The organism is Micromonospora sp. PLK6-60, from assembly GCF_019890675.1.
GTDB lineage: Bacteria > Actinomycetota > Actinomycetes > Mycobacteriales > Micromonosporaceae > Micromonospora.
Genome location: NZ_JAIOAA010000008.1, coordinates 1 through 16,590 on the forward strand (window position 1 = coordinate 1; position 16,590 = coordinate 16,590).

Here is a 16,590-nt window from a genome sequence, read left to right on the forward strand (position 1 = left end):
GCTGTCCTGTCGATCATGTCGGTGCGAGGCGCGGTCCAGGCGGCGGTCCGGCAAGGCGGCGGTTCGTCCGGATACCGGTGTTGTATCCGCACGAACCGACAACGCCGCCGGTCGCCGTCTGGACCCGCCGCAGCCCGGCAATGATCGGCAGGACAGGGCCTAGTCGACCGGCCAGGTGTGCACCGGTTCGTTGCCGCGCTGGAGCTCGGCGTAGCGCTGCGCCATGTGGTGCAGGGCGGCGTCCCGGTCCATCCCCCGGTGCCGCTCGGCCGCCCAGACCGTCTCGGTCTGCCACACCGCGCCGTTGCGGCCGGTACGGCAGCGCTGCTCGATGATGCCGAGCAGGCGGTCCCGTTCGGCCGGGCTGACGCCGAACCGGTCGAGCCCGGTCGCCGCCTTGGGCAGCAGCACGTCCAGCACCAGCTTGGTCACCGGCACCTCACCGAGCCGGGGCCAGTGCTGCACCGCGTCCAGCCCACGCCGGGCGGCGGCGTGGAAGTTCTCCTCGGCGGCGCTGAAGGTCAGCTGGCTCCAGATCGGCCGGTCGGCCTCGGCCAGCCCCCGGGCCAGCCCGAAGTAGAAGGCCGCGTTGGCCAGCATGTCGACCACGGTGGGCCCGGCCGGCAGGACCCGGTTCTCGACCCGCAGGTGCGGGCGGCCGTCCATGATGTCGTAGACGGGACGGTTCCAGCGGTAGACGGTCCCGTTGTGCAGCCGCAGCTCGGAGAGCTGCGGCACCCCGCCGGCGTGCAGCACCTCGACCGGGTCCTCGTCCTCGCAGATCGGCAGCAGGGGCGGGAAGTAACGGACGTTCTCCTCGAACAGGTCGAAGATCGAGGTGATCCACCGCTCGCCGAACCAGACCCGGGGGCGTACGCCCTGGGCCTTGAGCTCGTCCGGGCGGGTGTCGGTGGCCTGCTGGAACAGCGCGATCCGGGTCTCCGCCCAGAGCTGCCGGCCGTACAGGAAGGGGGAGTTGGCGCCGACGGCCACCTGGGCCCCGGCGATGGCCTGGGAGGCGTTCCAGTAGTCGGCGAAGCTGTCCGGCGACACCTGGAGGTGGAACTGGAGGCTGGTGCAGGCGGCCTCGGGGGCGATCGAGTCGGTGGCCGTCTGCAACCGCTCGACGCCCCGGATGTCCAGCTCGATGTCCTCACCCCGGGCACCGACGATCTGGTCGTTGAGCACCCGGTAGCGCTCGTTGGTGGAGAGGTTGTCCGCCACCAGGTGCCGCTCGGTGAGGGTGGGCAGGATGCCGACCAGGACGATTCGGGCATCGGACTTCGCCGCCCGCTCGTCCGCCCGGGTGAGGCTGCTGCGCAGGTCCTCTTCGTACTCGGCGAAGCCGGCGCCCTCGATCAGCCGGGGCAGCGCGTTCAGTTCGAGGTTGAACTGGCCCAGCTCGGTCTGGAACAGCGGGTCGGCGATGTCGGCGAGGATCTTGTCGTTGCGCATCGCCGGCTCGGCCCGCGGGTCCATCAGGTTGAGTTCGATCTCCAGGCCGGTCATCGGCCGGTCGGCGTCGAAGCCGAAGTCGTCCAGCATCAACGCGAAGACGTCCAGGCACCGCCGTACCTTCTGCCGGTAGCGGGCCCGGTCCTCGCCGGAGAAGGCACCCTGCGAGACGTCCCTGCCCATGTGTCCTCCTGGCGCCCCGGCGCTGCGGGGACGGTGCCGTCCCGCTGCGCATTGTGAACCATCAACGGTAAGAGCGCGAACGGCACCCGGGCCAGCGGCCGGTAGCCGGGTACCGGCCGTCCAGGCCGGCCGGTACGCGTTCCTGGCCTCGGTCTCTACCCAGCTCACCGGGTCGGCACAGCACACCACAGGTGACAATTCGCACACACCGGGTGGCTGCCGCCGTCGCTCCCGGCGGGTACGACGGCGGGCCCGCACCACCGTGGCGGTGCGGGCCCGAGGTTCGTCGGCGTCAGGGGCTCAGGCCTGGCGGACGGCCTCACCCTCGATCTCGATCTTGACCTTCTTGCCGACCAGGACGCCGCCGGTCTCCAGGGCGACGTTCCAGGTGAGGCCGAAGTCCTCACGGTCGATCTCGGTGCTGGCGGAGAAGCCGAAGATGTCCTGGCCGAACGGGCTGCGGCCGACACCCTCGAACTCGACCTCCAGGTCGACCGGGCGGGTGACGCCCTTGACGGTCAGCTCACCGGAGAGGACGAACTCGTTGCCGTCGTGGGACTTCACGCCGGTGCTGCGGAACTCCAGCGTCGGGAACTGCTCGACGTCCAGGAACTCCGGGCTGCGCAGGTGCGCGTCGCGGTCGGCCTGGGCGGTGTTGATGCTGGCGGCCTGGATGGTGGCCGTCACCGAGGACTGCAGCGGGTCTTCCGCGACGGTGATCGTGGCGGTCGCGTCGGCGAACTCACCCCGTACCTTGCTGACCATCATGTGTCGGGCGACGAACCCGACGCGCTTGTGCGCCGCGTCCAGCAGGTAGCTGCCGGCCGCCGGGATGGTGAGCCCGTCCCACTCGCGGGTAACCGCTTCGGTGCTGCTGGTCATGGTGCTGTCCTCCAGAAGGAAGTTTGTTTAGGTGCCCAACGACTGACTGAGCAACTATAGCCGCAACAATATTCCGTGTGTCAAGGACTGCTAGGATGGGGACGTGGACCAGAACGTGTTCGACGACCCCCGGATCACCGCCGTCGGCCTGCTCGTCGAGGCGCACGCCGGGCTGTCGGCCCGGTTCGCCGCCCAGTTCGACGAGCACGACCTCTCGCCGGTCGAGTTCGAGGTGCTCATGCGCCTCGCCCGCTCACCCGGCAACCAACTGCGGATGACCGACCTCGCCGCGCAGACCTCCCTCTCCACCAGTGGCGTGACCCGGGTGGTCGACCGGATGGAACGCGACGGGCTGCTCTGCCGCCGCGCCTGCCCGTCCGACCGGCGCAGCTCGTACGCCGTGGTCACCCGCACCGGGCTGGACCGCCTCGACGCCGTCCTCCCCGGCCACCTGCGCATCATCGAGGACTGGTTCACCGGCCAGCTCGACGCGGCGGCGCTGCGGGCGACGCTCGACGGCCTCCGCCGGGTGCGGGACGCGGTGCACCCGGGCGCGACCGCCGGCAGCACCGACCCGGCGCCCGCCGACGAGACGGCCGCCACCCGCGGCTGACCCGCCCTTCAGCCACGTCCGGCGGGCACCGGCAGAAAGACCGGCAGAACTTCACCGCCGCCGGACGTAACCGCACCAAACCGGATGATCACCCCAAGGGTGACGGCTAGGGTTCCCGAGCGGGGGACGCACCGGGGGGTGCATGGCGCGAGCGATGAGCGAGGGGCTACAGGGGGCTTGATCGCTCGCGCCACCTCCGCACCCGCACCGCATGTGCACCTTCACACCCGCACCGCTTGTGCCACCGTCCGCGCCCTCACCGCCCGCCGGAACCGGCCAGCAACGCCTCCTCCTGCGGCAACAGGCAGGTCCCACTCTCCCGGCACACCGCGTCCAGCCGCTTCCGCGCCTCCGGGTCCGCCGTGCTGACCGTCAACCCGACCAGCGCCTCCACCAGGTCCCGCCGGTCGTGCCCGCCACCCGCCGCGTCGGCCGCCGCGGCGAACCACTCCGCCGCCAGCTCCCGGTCCCCCCGGAAGAGCGCCAGGTGCCCCTCGACCAGCGCGCAGACCGCGTCTTCCGGCCGGGGCTCCGGACCCGCCACGGCCGTACGCAGCTCGGCGACGACGTCCGACGCCTCCGCCGGCCGGCCGGCCCGGACCAGCGCCAACCCGATCGTCCCCAGCACCCGGCGCCGATCGGCCGGGTCGCCCAGCCCGGCCAGCGCCGTGGCGGCCCACCGCCCCTGCTCCACCGCGTCCGCGTACCGGCCCTCGAGGCGGGCCACCTCGGCCAGGTCGGCCCGGGCCAGCGCCCGCAGCCGCCGGTCCGCCAGCTGCGCGGCCAACCGGTCCACCACGGCCAGCCGGCGCCGGGCTGCGGCCAGGTCACCCAGCCGTACGTCGTGCCCGGCGAGGTTGTGCTGCGCCACCGCCACGTCGCGGGTGCGGCCGTGCCGGGCGGCCAGTGCCAGCACCGCCTCCCCCTGCTCCCGCGCCTCGTCCGGCCGCCCGGTGGCCGGCAGCAGCACGCCGAGCACCGCCCGCGCCGCCAACTCGCCGGTGACATCGCCCGCCTCGCCGAACACCGCGAGCGCCTGGCGGGCAGCGGTCAACTCCTCCGCCGCCGCGCCGTGCGCGGTCGCCAACCGGGCCGCCTCGACCCGCGCCCCGGCCCGGAGCAGCGGGTCCGCGCCGGCGGTACGCGGGTCGGCCAGCAGCCGGCGCAGCCACTGCCGCCCGGAGACGTCCCGGCCGCGCAGCAGCCACCAGCGGGACAGGCCGGTGGCCAGCCGCAGCGCGGTGACCGGGTCGTCGACCGCGGCGTGCGCCAGCGCCGCTCCCAGGTCACTTGTCACCTCGTCCAGCCGGCGCACCGCGTCGGTCAGCTCCGGCCCGGCCAGCTCCGGCGCGGTGCGCGCCACCAGCCGGCTGAACACCTCCGCGTGCCGGCGGCGGACGGCGGTCGACTCGCCGGCCACGGCCACCTGCTCGGCGGCGAAGTCGCGGACCGCGTCCAGCAGCCGGAACCGGAACGGGCCGCTGCCCCGCACGCTGACCAGCCCCAGTTCGAGCAGGCGGTCCAGCAGCGGCACCGGATCCCGGTGCCGGCCACCGGCCGGTCCCGGATCGGCGAGGAGTTCCTCCGCCAGCTCCACCGACCAGCGGTTCCAGAACGCGGAAAGCCGCCGCAAGGCCGTTCGCTCCTCGCCGTCGAGCAGCCCGTAGCTCGCGGCGACCGCCTCGCGCAACGTCCCCACGCCGGTGACCCGGGCCGCCTCCGCCCGTCCCGGGTCCACCTCCCCCCAACCGGCCCCCACCCCGGCACCTGACGGCGCGGCCAGGTCCAGGACCCGGTCGCCGTACCGGTCGAGCAGCTCGGGAAGGTCGAGCGCCCGGCCCCGCGCGGCCATCAGTTCGATGGCCAGCGGGAGGCCGCCGAGCCGGCGGACCAGCGCGGCGAGCGCGGGCAGCTCGGCCACACCCGGCGGCTCCCGGCGTACCTGGGCGAGCCGGGCGGTGAACAGGGCGACCGCCGGGAACCGGGCGAGCGCCTCGGCGCCGGCGTCGTCGACCGCCGCCGGCGGCACCTCCAGCGGCGAGACCGGCCAGACCAGCTCGCCCGGCAGGCCGAGCGGGTGGCGCCCGGTCACCAGCACCCGCAGCGCCGGCGCGGCGGCGGCGAGCCGGTGCACCGCCTCGGCCACCGCCGCCGGCGACCGCTCGACCGCGTCCAGCAGCAGCAGCGCGGGACGGTCACCCACCCGGGCGGCCAGGTCCGACAGCCGCGCCGCGTCGAACACCGCCGCGGACACGGACAGCACGTCGCTCGCCTCCGAGCCCGCACTGACCAGCACCCCGGCCACCCCGCCCGGATGGTGACCGGCGACCGCGTGGGCCACCGCCAGGGCCAGCGCGGTCTTGCCGACGCCGGCCAGCCCCACCAGACTCACCACCGGCGCCGGTCGCCCGTCGGTCAGCAGGGCGCCGAGTTCGGCGATCTCCCGGTCCCGGCCGATCAGCTCGATCGGCGGGGGCAGGGCGGGCGCCGTACCCGGGTCGGCGGTCGGCGGAGGGGCCGGCGGGGACGGCGGCTCGGCGGGCGCCGGCCGGCGGGCGGCGGCGAGGAAGTCGGTCCGGGCCGCGCCGGCCAGGCCGAGCGCGTCGGCCAGCAGCTCGACCGTGGTCCGCTGCGGGCGGGCCGAGCGGCCTCGTTCGAGATCACGAACGGTCCGTACGCCCACCCGGGCGCGGGCTGCCAGCTCGGCCTGGGTGAGGCCGGCCGCGCGCCGGTGACCCCGCAACAACTCCGGCAACCGGGTCGCTCCGGCGGGGCTGCGCGAACGTTCATGATCCGCAGTCATGGGCCCGAAGAGTACGGATCGGGTCGGACGTTCGGCAGTGCAGCGTCGCCCAGTTGACGGTCCATTGCGGATACCCGACAGAAGTTCCGCCGGAACGGCTGTTAACAGGGGCCCCCGCCTATGCAAATAGCGTTAAGCGGGGGCCCCTCCTTACATGCCGAGGTCGCGGGCGATGATCATGCGCTGCACCTCGCTGGTGCCCTCGCCGATCTCCAGGATCTTGGAGTCCCGCCAGAACCGGGCCACCGGATATTCGTTCATGAAGCCGTACCCGCCGTGGATCTGGGTGGCCTCCCGGGCGTTGTCCACCGCGATGGTGCTGGCGTGCAGCTTGGCGATGGCGGCCTGCCGCTTGAACGGCTCACCGGCGAGCATCCGGGCGGCCGCGTCGTAGTACGCCAGCCGGGCGGTGTGCGCCTTCATCTCCATGTCGGCGATCTTGAACTGGATCGCCTGGTAGTTGCCGATCGGCTGCCCGAACGCCTGGCGCTCCTTCGCATACTTGACGGACTCGTCGACGCAGCCCTGGGCGAGGCCCACGGAGAGCGCGGCGATGGCGATCCGCCCCTCGTCGAGGATCCGCAGGAACTGGGCGAAGCCCCGCCCCCGCTCACCGAGCAGGTTCGCCGCCGGCACCCGACAGTCGTCGAAGGTCAGCTCGTGGGTGTCCGAGGCGGTCCAGCCGACCTTGGAGTAGCCGGGCGCGACCGTGAAGCCGGGCGTGCCGGACGGCACGATGATGGTGGACAGTTCCTTCGAGCCGTCCGGGTTGGTGCCGGTGACCGCGGTGACCGTGACCAGCGCGGTGATGTCGGTGCCCGAGTTGGTGATGAACGCCTTCGAGCCGTTGATCACCCACTCGTTCGTGGCCTCGTCCAGCACCGCCCGGGTCTGGGTGCCGGCGGCGTCCGAGCCGGTGCCCGGCTCGGTCAGCCCGAAGCCGGCCAACGCCTCGCCGCTGAGCAGCTTCGGCAGCCACTGCGCCTGCTGCGCGTCCGTGCCGAACCGGTAGATCGGCATCGCGCCGAGGGAGACCGCCGCCTCCAGGGTGATCGCCACGCTGGAGTCGACCCGGGCCAGCTCCTCCAGGGCGAGGCAGAGCGCGAAGTAGTCGCCGCCCATCCCGCCGTGCTCCTCCGCGAAGGGCAGGCCGAACAGGCCCATCTTGCCCATCTGCCGGATGATCTCGTACGGGAAGGTGTGCTTCTCGTAGTGCTCGCCGATGACGGGCGCGACCACCTCGCGGGCGAAGTCCCGCACGCTCTCCCGCAGCGCCTCTTGCTCCTCGGTGAGCCGGAAGTCCATCTGTTCCTCCTGTGTGGCTGGGCCGCCGGGCGCTCGTGACGCCGGGACGGGATCGTGCTGCGGGTTACTCAGACCGGGGTGACGCCGTGCCGGCGCTTCGAGAAGTGCCGCTCCTTGCCGCGCGCGGCGGCGAACCGGCGGACCAGTTCGGCGCGCAGCTCGTGCGGTTCGACGATCGCGTCCACCACCAGCTCGCTGGCGAGCCGGACGATGTCGATGTCGCGCTCGTACTCCTCGCGCTTCGCGGCGACGAACGCGGCCCGCTCGTCGGCGTCCTCGATGGCGGCGATCTTGTTGGCGTAGACCGCGTTGACCGCGGCCTCCGCGCCCATCACCGCGATCTTCGCGGTGGGCAGGGCGATCGTCGCGTCCGGCTCGAAACCGGGGCCGGCCATCGCATAGAGGCCCGCGCCGTACGCCTTGCGCACCACCACGCAGATCTTGGGTACGGTCGCCTCGGAGATCGCGGTGATCATCTTCGCCCCGTGCCGGATGATGCCCTGCTTCTCCACCGCGCTGCCGACCATGAAGCCGGGCACGTCGCTCAGGAACAGCAGCGGCACGTTGAACGCGTCGCAGAGCTGCACGAACCGGGTCGCCTTGTCGGCCGAGTCGACGAAGAGCACCCCGCCCTTGAACATCGAGTTGTTGCCGACCACGCCGACGACCTCGCCGTTGAGCCGGCCGAACCCGATGGTCAGCTCCTTGGCCCAGAGCGCCTGGATCTCGAAGAAGCTGCCGTCGTCGAGCAGGCCCTTGACGTACCGGCGCATGTCGAACGCCTGCCGCTCGCTGGCCGGGACCAGCGCGGCCAGGTCGGCCTTCTCGCTGGCCGCCACCGGCTCTGCGGCCGGCGGCTGCTGCTGCCAATTCGACGGCAGGTACGACAGGTAGGTCTTCACCACGTCGAGCGCGTCGGCCTCGGTCTTGCAGAGGAAGTGCCCGACGCCCGACTCGGCGCAGTGCACCTTCGCCCCGCCCATCGCCTCCAGGGTGGTCTTCTCGCCGGTGACCATCTCGACCATCCGGTCCGAGCCGAGGTACATGCTGGCGTTGCCGTCCACCATGGCCACCACGTCGCAGAACGCCGGAATGTACGCCCCACCGGCGGCGCTCGGCCCGAACAGGGCGCAGACCTGCGGGATCGAGCCGGAGGCGCGGACCTGGTTCCAGAAGATCTTGCCGGCGCCCCGCCGGCCGGGGAAGAGGTCGACCTGGTCGGTGATCCGCGCCCCGGCCGAGTCGACCAGGTAGACCATCGGCACGCCGGTGGCGTACGCCCGCTCGATGATCCGGATGATCTTCTCGACGGTACGCGCGCCCCAGCTGCCGGCCTTGACCGTGGAGTCGTTCGCCATCAGGCAGACCTGCCGGCCGTCGATGGTGGCGGTGCCGGTGACCACGCCGTCGGCGGGCAGCCCCTCGGCCATCGCGTTGGCGTAGAGGCCGTCCTCGACGAAGGAGCCCTCGTCGACCAGCAGCGCGACCCGCTCGCGGGCGAAGAGCTTGCCCTTGGCGGCGTTCGCCGCGTGGTACTTGTCCGCACCGCCGGCCTTGGCGCGCTTGCGCAGCTGCTCCAGTGCCTCACCGTCGAGCGTCACGCCGACTCCCTCGCCACCCTCTCGCCGGCCACGCCGCTGCACGGGGCCGACTCGCCTGAACGATCGTTAGGCTAGCGCATCCCCACCCCTCCCCGCATCCAGCACGCATGCAAGGAGGGGCCCCCTGTTAACGCATTCGGTAGAGGAGGGGCCCCTTATTAACACCTGGAAGCTCCGGCCGCCCCACCCTGTCTCACCACGGCCAGGCCGCACCCACCCCCACCCCCTCCCGCCTCCACCCGGTTGATCATGAAGTTTGGGGCTGCGTCAGAGATCAAATAGGGCGCAAACTTCATGATCAACAGGGTGGGGCGGGGTGCGTGGGCCAGGGGGGGTTGGCTGCCGCCGGGGTGATTCGTTTGTGAGGTCAAGTTGGTAGGTGAAGGAGAGGGCTGGGCGGGCTGCCGCCGGGTGACCCGGGTGGGCGGTGTCGGTGGCCTCCCCGGGGCGGGGCCGGGCGGTGGGGTCGGCTGGGTGGTTGCGTGCGGGGTGTCCGGTTTGGGGGTGTGACCGGGGGCATCCGGTCGGTGGAATGGCTGGCGGGCGGGGGTCGTTACACCATCCGGACGACCGCAGCAGGACCGCATCGCCTGGCCCGGCCGCCCCGGCCGTGTCGGGGCCCCGGGTCGGGGAATGATGGTGGGCCGGTGGTCGTTACACATGGTCCGGCACCGTGTAGAGGCCCCGTGCTTCCGCGAGCCGCCGGAACCCCCTAAGACTTTTGAGCGCCTGACGTGGTGCTTGCACCCGCGTGCGGTTGACCCCCTTTTCGACCGCCGGGTGCCGACCCCCGAATGGAGCTACCCCCATGAACACGATCATTCGTAAGAGCGTCCTGGGTGTTGCTGGTCTGGCTTTCGCCGGTGGTGTGTTCGCCGGCCCGATCGCCGCTCACGCCGACGAGGCGCATGCCGCCACGGCCGGTAAGCCGGTCGCGGTCAGTGTGCAGGGCGCCCAGTCGACCATCACCCTGAACGCCGAGCAGACCGGCAACGTCAAGGCGATCATCGCCGCGACGAAGAAGGCCGGCCTGCCCGAGCGGGCGGCGGTGATCTCGATCGCCACCAGCCTGCAGGAGTCGAAGCTGGAGAACCTCGGCCACCTCGGCGACAAGAATGACCACGACTCGCTGGGCCTGTTCCAGCAGCGCCCCTCCAGTGGTTGGGGTACGCCGGAGCAGATCACCGACCCCGAGTACTCCACCCTCGCGTTCCTCAAGGGCCTCAAGCAGGTCGACGGCTGGCAGGACATGCCCCTGACCAAGGCCGCCCAGACCGTCCAGGTCTCCGCCTACCCGGATGCGTACGCGCAGTGGGAGAAGCAGGCCACCGACCTCGTCGCCCAGCACTGGAACAGCTGACCCAAACCTGAAGGCCGGCACCCCGAATCCGGGGTGCCGGCCTTCGGCGTATCCGAACGGATCAGGTGGGTAGCGGCGTGAGGCGGGTACGGGGGCCGGCCCGCAGCACCCCCGACGGGAGCTTCTTGCCGACCAGTTCCTCGGCCAACTCGGCGGCCTCGATCAGCGCGTCCAGGTCGATGCCGGTGTCGATGCCCATGTCGTGCAGCATGTGCACCGCCTCCTCGGTGGCCAGGTTGCCGCTGGCCCCGGGGGCGTACGGGCAGCCGCCCAGGCCGCCGACGCTGGCGTCGAACTCGGTCACGCCCAGTTCCATCGCGGTGAGCATGTTCGCCAGCGCGGCACCCCGGGTGTTGTGGAAGTGCAGCAGCACCGGCACCTGGGCGTTGCGGTCCCGTACGGCGGTGAGCAGTTCGCGGACCCGCCGGGGCGTACCCATGCCGGTGGTGTCGCCGAACGCGACCCGGTCGGCGCCGTCGCGGACCACGCGGTCGACGATGGCCGCGACCCGCCCCGGGTCGACGTCGCCCTCGTAGGGGCAGCCGAAGCTGGTCGCCACGATCACCTCGGCCCGGGCGCCCGCGCCGTGCAGCAGGTCGATCAGCTCGGCGATGTCGTCGAGCGACTCGTCCGTCGACCGGTTGACGTTGCGCCGGTTGTGCGTGTCGCTGGCCGAGACGACCACCTCGATCTCGGTGAACCCGGCGGCCAGGGCCCGCTGCGCACCCCGGGTGTTCGGCACCAGCGCGGAGTAGCGCACCCCGTCGACCCGGGTCGCCCGCTGCCACACCTCGTCGGCGTCGGCCATCTGCGGGATCGCCTTCGGGTGGACGAAGGAGACGGCCTCGATCCGCTTGACGCCGGTCCGGGACAGCGCGTCGAGCAGCCGTACCTTGGCGTCGGTCGGGATGGGTTCCTCGTTCTGGAGCCCGTCGCGCGGCCCGACCTCCCGGATGCTCACCGAGTCCGGCAGTTCCGCCATAAGGGGTCACCTCACTGTGACGGTCGTACGTTGATGGGTCCTCCCAGCATCGCACCCCACGCCGCCGCCGAGGCTGATCAAGGGGTTTGCGTCACTGACAACTCGAATCCAGACGCAAACCCCTTGATCGACACGGAAGACCGGGGGGAGGGATAGGGGGCGCGGGGGTCAGCGCATTCGGGACACGATGCCGGTGTCGTAGTCGCCGGAGACGAACTCGGCGTTCTCCAGCAGCTCGGCGAAGAAGGGGAGGTTGACCTTCGGGCCGGCGATCTCGAAGCCGGCGACCGCGGCCCGGGCCCGCTCGATCGCCTCGGCCCGGTCCGCGCCGCTGACGACGAGCTTGGCCATCAGGCTGTCGTAGAACGGGGTGACCGTATTGCCGGCGACGTAGCCGGAGTCCACCCGCACGCCGTCGCCGGTCGGCTCGTTCCAGGTGGCGATCACGCCGGGGCCGGGCAGGAAGCGCTTCGGGTCCTCGGCGTTGATCCGCAGCTCGATGGCGTGCCCGCGCGGGGCGAGCGCGTCCGGGTCGAAGGTCGGCGCCAGGCCGGCGGCCACCCGCAACTGCTCCTCGACCAGGTCCACGCCGTATACCAGCTCGGTCACCGGGTGCTCGACCTGGAGCCGGGTGTTCATCTCCAGGAAGAAGAACTCTTCGGCGCCGGGGCCGTCGACCTGCGAGCCCCGCTGGCGCGGGACCAACAGGCACTCCACCGTGCCCGCGTTGCGGTAGCCGACCGCCTCGCCGGCGCGCACCGCCGCCGCCAGGAACCGGGACCGCAGCTCCGGCGAGACCGCCGGCGACGGGGACTCCTCGACCAGCTTCTGGTTGCGCCGCTGCACCGAGCACTCCCGCTCGCCGAGCGCGACCACCCGGCCGTCGGCGAGGCCGAGGATCTGCACCTCGACGTGGCGTACCCGGGGGAAGTAGCGCTCGATCAGCACGGACCCGTCGCCGAACATCCGGTCGGCGAACGCGCCGACCTTCTCGTACTGGGTGCGCAGCTCGGCCTCGTCGGCGGCCACCCCCATGCCCATGCCGCCGCCCCCGGCCGCGGCCTTGACCATCACCGGGTAGCCGATCTCCGCCGCCGCCGCGACGGCCGCGTCGACGCTGGCCGCCGGGTCGGTGGTGCCGGGCGCGACCGGCACGCCGGCCGCCGCCATCAGGTTCCGGGCATTGATCTTGTCGCCCATCGCGGCGATCGCGTCGGCGCCGGGCCCGACCCAGATCAGCCCGGCGGCCTCGACGGTACGGGCGAAGTCGGCGTTCTCCGACAGGAATCCGTAGCCGGGGTGGATCGCCTGGGCGCCGGTCTTCTGGGCGGCGGCCAGGATCGCCTCGACGTTCCGGTAGCTCTGCGCCGGGTTGGCCGGGCCGACACAGACCGCCTCGTCGGCCTCGGTCACGAACGGCAGGCCGGCGTCGGCCTCCGAGTGCACCGCGATCGCGCGGATCCCGAGCCGCCTGGCGGTACGGATGATCCGGCGGGCGATCTCGCCCCGGTTGGCGACCAGCAGCGACTCGATCATGTTTCCTCCCGGCGTCCAGGGGTGGGGACGGGTGTCAGGTAACCATGCCCGGCCGGTCCCGCACGAGTCGCCCCGGTGCTCTCCGGTCAGCCGTCGGCCAGCAGCGCGGCGTCAGCCGTCGGCCAGCAGCGCGGCGTCAGCCGTCGGCCAGCAGGGCGGCCAGGGTCGCCGAGCGCAGCAGCGCGGCCCGGCGCCGCCGGTCCACCTCCCCGCCGAGGAACGGCGTCGAGTTCATCAGGCCGAACGCGGCGTGGGCCAGCACCCGCGCCTCACCGGCGGGCATCGCCGGGTGCAGCGCGGTCAGCACGATCACCCACTCCTCGACGTAGAGCCGCTGCAACCGGCGGATCCGCCGGCGCGGCTCGTCCGGCAGCCGGTCCAGCTCGTGCAGGTGCAGCGCGATCACCGCGGGGTTGGCCAGCGCGAAGTCGACGTGGAAGTCGATGAGCGACTCCAGCGCGGCGCGCGGGTCGTCGGGGTGACCGGCGGCGCGCTCCTTGCCGCCGGCGAGCAGGCCCTCGCTGACCGGGACCAGCGCGGCGACGAGCATCGCCTCCTTGCCGGCGAAGTGGTGGTAGAGCGCCGGGCCGGTGACCCCGGCGGCCGCGCCGATGTCGTCCATCGACACGCCGTGGTAGCCGCGCGCGGCGAAGAGGCCGACCGCGATCTCCAGAATCTCGTCGCGCCTGGACCGGCGCCGACCCGCACCCGTCGCGCCGGTCGCACCCGGCGCCTGCTGTTCCACCGCCACCGGGCAAGCCTAGACCTCGGCCGGGGGCCGGGGCAGTCACGGTTACCCGTCGGTCGCAGTACGTGGACACCAACCGTCGCTTGACCCTCGACCCGGTTCACCGCCCAGGGTCGGCCGGCATGACCGCTTCCCTGCTCGGCCGGGACTACCGGCTGCTCTGGTGGGCCGCCGTCGCCTCCCGGTTCGGCGACGCCCTGCGTACGCCGGCCCTGGCGCTGCTGGCCGCCACGCTCACCCGCGATCCCCGGGCGATCGCCGTGGTGACCGTCGCCGGGCAACTCCCGCCGCTGCTGTTCGGCCTGCTCGGCGGGGCGTACGCCGACCGGTGGGACCGCCGCCGGACGATGGCGGCGGTCGACGCGGCGCGGGCCGCGGTGGTGGCCGCCCTGGCCGTGCTGGTGGCCGGCGGCCGGGCCGGCGTCGCCACGGTGGCGGCGGTCGCGGCCCTGCTGGCCACCCTCGGCGCCCTCTTCGACGCGGCCTCGTTCGCGGTGCTGCCGGCGCTGGTCCCGCCGGGCGCGCTGCCGGTAGCCAACGGCCGGCTCCAGGCCGGTACGGCGGTGGCGGGCGGCTTCCTCGGCGCCCCGCTGGCCGGGCTGCTCTTCGCCGTCTCGGCGGCCGTTCCGTTCGGCCTGAACGCGCTGACCTTCGTCCTCGCCGCCCTGCTCGTGCTGGCCATCGTCCCGGCGCCACCGGCGACCGGCCGGAGCCGGGAGCCGGTGTGGCGGTCGGCCTGGGCCGGGGTGCGGTGGCTGCGGCGGGACCGGGTGCTGTGGGCGCTGGCGCTGGTCACGGCCGGTTCGAACGTCGCCATCAGCGGGATCACCGCGGTGCTGGTGCTGTACGCGCTGGAGGTGCTGCGGGTGCCACCGGCGGCGTACGGGCTGTTCGCGGCGGGGGCGGTCGTCGGTGGGCTGCTCGGGGCGCTCGGGGCCGGGCGGCTGGCCGCGCGCTTCGGCACGCTCGGGGCGCTGCGCGGGGTGCTGCTGGGGCAGAGCGTGGCGCTGGCCGGGTTCGCGGCGGCCCGGCACCCGGTCGCCGGGGCCGTCGCGCTGGGCTGCTTCGCCGCCGGGGGCGCGGTCTGGAACAGCCTGTGGTCCGCGTACGGCCAGCGGCACGTGCCGGCCCGGCTGCTGGGGCGGGTCGGCGCGGCGCAGCGGGTGGTCGGCCTGGCCGCCGCGCCGGTCGGCGCGGCAGCGGCCGGGCTCGCCGCCGGGGCGTACGGTCTGGTGCCGGTCGGCTGGGCGGCTGCCTTCGTGTTTGCGCTGGTCAGCGCGGTTGGGTGGCGGGCGCTGCACGGTCAGGGTTCCGGGGACGGGTCGCCGCCGCGTCCCTAGGCTGGGGCGGGAGGAGGGTGCGGTGACGGGGTACGAGGGCGCCGAGCTCAGGAAGCGACGGCGGAGGCTGGCCGGGCTGCTGCTGGCCGGGGCCGGCCTGTTCGACGCGCTCGCCGCGGTGGGCGACGTGCACGGCGACCCGTACGTGGTGGTCACCCAGGAGGGGGTGTTCCACGTCGACGTCACCGGCTGGGTGTGGGCGCACCTGGTGGCCGCGGTGCTCATGCTGACCGCCGGGCTGCTGCTGTTCACCGGCTGGGCCTGGGCGATCCGGTTGGCGGCGGTGGTCGCCGTCGCCGACATCGCGGTGCACCTGATCGTGCTCCCGTACCAGCCGTTCTGGTCCCTGATGGTGGTCGGGCTGGCGGTGGGGGCGCTGCGGCTGCTCTGGCACTGCCGGTCCCGCGCCGCCCCGGACGAGGTCACCCCGGTCGGCAGGCCCGCGCCGTGACGGCGGGTCCGGATCAGCCCCGGTCGGCGGGCCCGGACCGGCCGCGGTGGTCGAGCCCGGACAGCCGCAGGGCCACCCGCCGCCGCACCGGCGGCAGCCCGACGACGGTGCGGAACAGCGCGTCGCGCAACGGCCGGGCGGCGGGCGGCACGGCGGCGAACCGGGTCAGCCGGTCGGCGAAGCCGGCCACCTCCTCGGCGAGCGGGCGCCGGGCGGCCGAGTAGTCGTCGAGCCGCGCCTGGGGACCGCCGGCCAGCACGTCGGCCAGGGTGTCGCCGAGCACCACCGCGTCGCAGATACCAAGGTTCATGCCCTGCCCGCCGGCCGGGCTGTGCACGTGGGCGGCGTCGCCGGCCAGCAGCACCGGACCGGACCGGTAGCGCTCGGCCACCCGGTGGTGGATCCGGAACCGGGAGGTCCAGCACACCTCGGTCACCCGCTCCGGCCGGCGGGCCGGGCCGCGTTCGTCGAGCAGCGCCTGGAACAGGGCGGCGTCCGGCGTTGGCGGGGCGTCGGCGACGGCGGCGACCAGGCGGACCAGCCCGTCCGGCAGCGGCGCCCAGACCAGCGGTCCCTGGCGGGCGAGGAAGAGGGACACCTCGTCGCGGGGCAGCGCGCTGCGCACCCGTACGTCGGCGAGGACGAAGGACTCGGACGGGCCGTCCGGGCCGGCGAAACCGATGCCGGCCAGCTCGCGGACCCGGCTGTGCATGCCGTCCGCGCCGACCACCCAGCCGGCCCGCACGGTCGAGCCGTCGGCGAAGCGCGCCACGGCGCCGGCCGCGTCGTGGTCGAGCCCGGTCATCTCGTACGGCCGCAGCACCCGGCCGCCGAGCGCGGCGAGCCGGTCGGCGAGCACCGCCTCGGTCCGGCTCTGGGACACCAGCAGCGCGAACGGGTACGCCGACGGCAGATCGCCGAACGGCACGGTGAGCAGCACCCGGTCCCGGTCGCGGACCCGGAACCGGAGCGAGCGGACGCCCTGGGCGGCGAGTGGCGCCGCCGCCCCGATCCGGTCCAGCACCTCCAGGGTGTGCGCGTGCACGACGGCGGCCCGGGAGGTGACCGGCGGCTCGGCCAGCCGGTCGACCACGGTCACCTCGACACCGCGGTCGGCCAGCGTCGCGGCCACCGCCAGGCCGGTCGGGCCGGCCCCCACCACCAGGACGTCGGTGCGCTCGGGCAGCATGGCCCACCTCCGTTGCCAACGCGTGTTTGCCAACAACTGTTGGCATAGCTGTCAGCGTAGCGCCCGGCGTCCCGCCCGGCGTCCGTCGAACGGTCAGGAGGCGGGGCGGCCGGGCAGCGCCACCGGGACGGCGGCCACCCGT

Annotated in this window: 13 protein-coding genes; 4 read left to right on the forward strand and 9 right to left on the reverse strand. The window is 73.5% G+C overall.

The features are described from left to right. Positions 1-159 precede the first annotated feature (159 nt). Positions 160-1,638 (reverse strand): glutamate--cysteine ligase, encoded by a 1,479-nt coding sequence (locus K7640_RS16845; protein WP_222955806.1) that lies wholly within the window; start codon positions 1,636-1,638, stop codon positions 160-162. Between the two features lie 300 nt (positions 1,639-1,938). Continuing rightward, positions 1,939-2,520 (reverse strand): YceI family protein, encoded by a 582-nt coding sequence (locus tag K7640_RS16850; RefSeq protein ID WP_222955807.1) that lies wholly within the window; start codon positions 2,518-2,520, stop codon positions 1,939-1,941. A gap of 103 nt (positions 2,521-2,623) precedes the next feature. On the opposite strand from K7640_RS16850, the gene K7640_RS16855 reads away from it, so the two are divergent. Beyond that, a complete protein-coding gene (locus K7640_RS16855; protein WP_222955808.1) occupies positions 2,624-3,133 on the forward strand; it encodes a MarR family winged helix-turn-helix transcriptional regulator in 510 nt (169 codons plus the stop codon). Between the two features lie 256 nt (positions 3,134-3,389). Here K7640_RS16855 and K7640_RS16860 read toward each other — a convergent pair whose 3' ends face one another. The 3 genes from K7640_RS16860 to K7640_RS16870 form a co-directional block, all read right to left on the reverse strand. Continuing rightward, complete coding sequence (locus K7640_RS16860; protein ID WP_222955809.1) at positions 3,390-5,936, reverse strand: helix-turn-helix domain-containing protein; 2,547 nt, start codon at positions 5,934-5,936, stop codon at positions 3,390-3,392. Positions 5,937-6,086: 150 nt separating this feature from the next. Beyond that, complete coding sequence (locus K7640_RS16865) at positions 6,087-7,241, reverse strand: acyl-CoA dehydrogenase family protein (RefSeq protein ID WP_222955810.1); 1,155 nt, start codon at positions 7,239-7,241, stop codon at positions 6,087-6,089. A gap of 68 nt (positions 7,242-7,309) precedes the next feature. Then, the gene (locus K7640_RS16870) at positions 7,310-8,842 is read right to left on the reverse strand and encodes an acyl-CoA carboxylase subunit beta (protein WP_222955811.1); all 1,533 of its coding nucleotides are present in this window, start codon (positions 8,840-8,842) and stop codon (positions 7,310-7,312) included. Positions 8,843-9,650: 808 nt separating this feature from the next. On the opposite strand from K7640_RS16870, the gene K7640_RS16875 reads away from it, so the two are divergent. Then, entirely contained in the window at positions 9,651-10,202 is a 552-nt protein-coding gene (locus K7640_RS16875; RefSeq protein ID WP_222955812.1) for a hypothetical protein, read from the forward strand. Positions 10,203-10,263: 61 nt separating this feature from the next. Here the strand turns inward: K7640_RS16875 and K7640_RS16880 are convergent, their stop codons facing one another. The 3 genes from K7640_RS16880 to K7640_RS16890 form a co-directional block, all read right to left on the reverse strand. Further along, a complete protein-coding gene (locus K7640_RS16880; RefSeq protein WP_222955813.1) occupies positions 10,264-11,184 on the reverse strand; it encodes a hydroxymethylglutaryl-CoA lyase in 921 nt (306 codons plus the stop codon). 168 nt (positions 11,185-11,352) lie between these two features. Further along, the gene (locus K7640_RS16885) at positions 11,353-12,720 is read right to left on the reverse strand and encodes an acetyl/propionyl/methylcrotonyl-CoA carboxylase subunit alpha (protein WP_222955814.1); all 1,368 of its coding nucleotides are present in this window, start codon (positions 12,718-12,720) and stop codon (positions 11,353-11,355) included. Between the two features lie 136 nt (positions 12,721-12,856). Further along, positions 12,857-13,471, reverse strand: a complete 615-nt coding sequence (locus K7640_RS16890) for a TetR/AcrR family transcriptional regulator (RefSeq protein WP_222955815.1) — start codon at positions 13,469-13,471, stop codon at positions 12,857-12,859. A 119-nt stretch (positions 13,472-13,590) separates the two neighbouring features. Here K7640_RS16890 and K7640_RS16895 point away from each other — a divergent pair, with 119 nt between their 5' ends. Together K7640_RS16895 and K7640_RS16900 are read left to right on the forward strand one after the other, a co-directional pair. Beyond that, the gene (locus tag K7640_RS16895) at positions 13,591-14,808 is read left to right on the forward strand and encodes an MFS transporter (RefSeq protein WP_222955816.1); all 1,218 of its coding nucleotides are present in this window, start codon (positions 13,591-13,593) and stop codon (positions 14,806-14,808) included. Positions 14,809-14,830: 22 nt separating this feature from the next. After that, a complete protein-coding gene (locus K7640_RS16900) occupies positions 14,831-15,259 on the forward strand; it encodes a hypothetical protein (RefSeq protein WP_222955817.1) in 429 nt (142 codons plus the stop codon). Positions 15,260-15,272: 13 nt separating this feature from the next. Here the strand turns inward: K7640_RS16900 and K7640_RS16905 are convergent, their stop codons facing one another. Then, complete coding sequence (locus tag K7640_RS16905; RefSeq protein ID WP_222955818.1) at positions 15,273-16,448, reverse strand: FAD-dependent oxidoreductase; 1,176 nt, start codon at positions 16,446-16,448, stop codon at positions 15,273-15,275. Positions 16,449-16,590 lie beyond the last annotated feature (142 nt).

Excerpts from the sequence above, each read along its gene's own strand:
- K7640_RS16845 (WP_222955806.1), bottom strand. The coding sequence starts at position 1,638 with ATGGGCAGGGACGTCTCGCAGGGTGCCTTCTCCGGCGAGGACCGGGCC.
- K7640_RS16850 (WP_222955807.1), bottom strand. The coding sequence starts at position 2,520 with ATGACCAGCAGCACCGAAGCGGTTACCCGCGAGTGGGACGGGCTCACC.
- K7640_RS16860 (WP_222955809.1), bottom strand. The coding sequence starts at position 5,936 with ATGACTGCGGATCATGAACGTTCGCGCAGCCCCGCCGGAGCGACCCGG.
- K7640_RS16865 (WP_222955810.1), bottom strand. The coding sequence starts at position 7,241 with ATGGACTTCCGGCTCACCGAGGAGCAAGAGGCGCTGCGGGAGAGCGTG.
- K7640_RS16875 (WP_222955812.1), top strand. The coding sequence starts at position 9,651 with ATGAACACGATCATTCGTAAGAGCGTCCTGGGTGTTGCTGGTCTGGCT.
- K7640_RS16880 (WP_222955813.1), bottom strand. The coding sequence starts at position 11,184 with ATGGCGGAACTGCCGGACTCGGTGAGCATCCGGGAGGTCGGGCCGCGC.
- K7640_RS16885 (WP_222955814.1), bottom strand. The coding sequence starts at position 12,720 with ATGATCGAGTCGCTGCTGGTCGCCAACCGGGGCGAGATCGCCCGCCGG.
- K7640_RS16895 (WP_222955816.1), top strand. The coding sequence starts at position 13,591 with ATGACCGCTTCCCTGCTCGGCCGGGACTACCGGCTGCTCTGGTGGGCC.
- K7640_RS16905 (WP_222955818.1), bottom strand. The coding sequence starts at position 16,448 with ATGCTGCCCGAGCGCACCGACGTCCTGGTGGTGGGGGCCGGCCCGACC.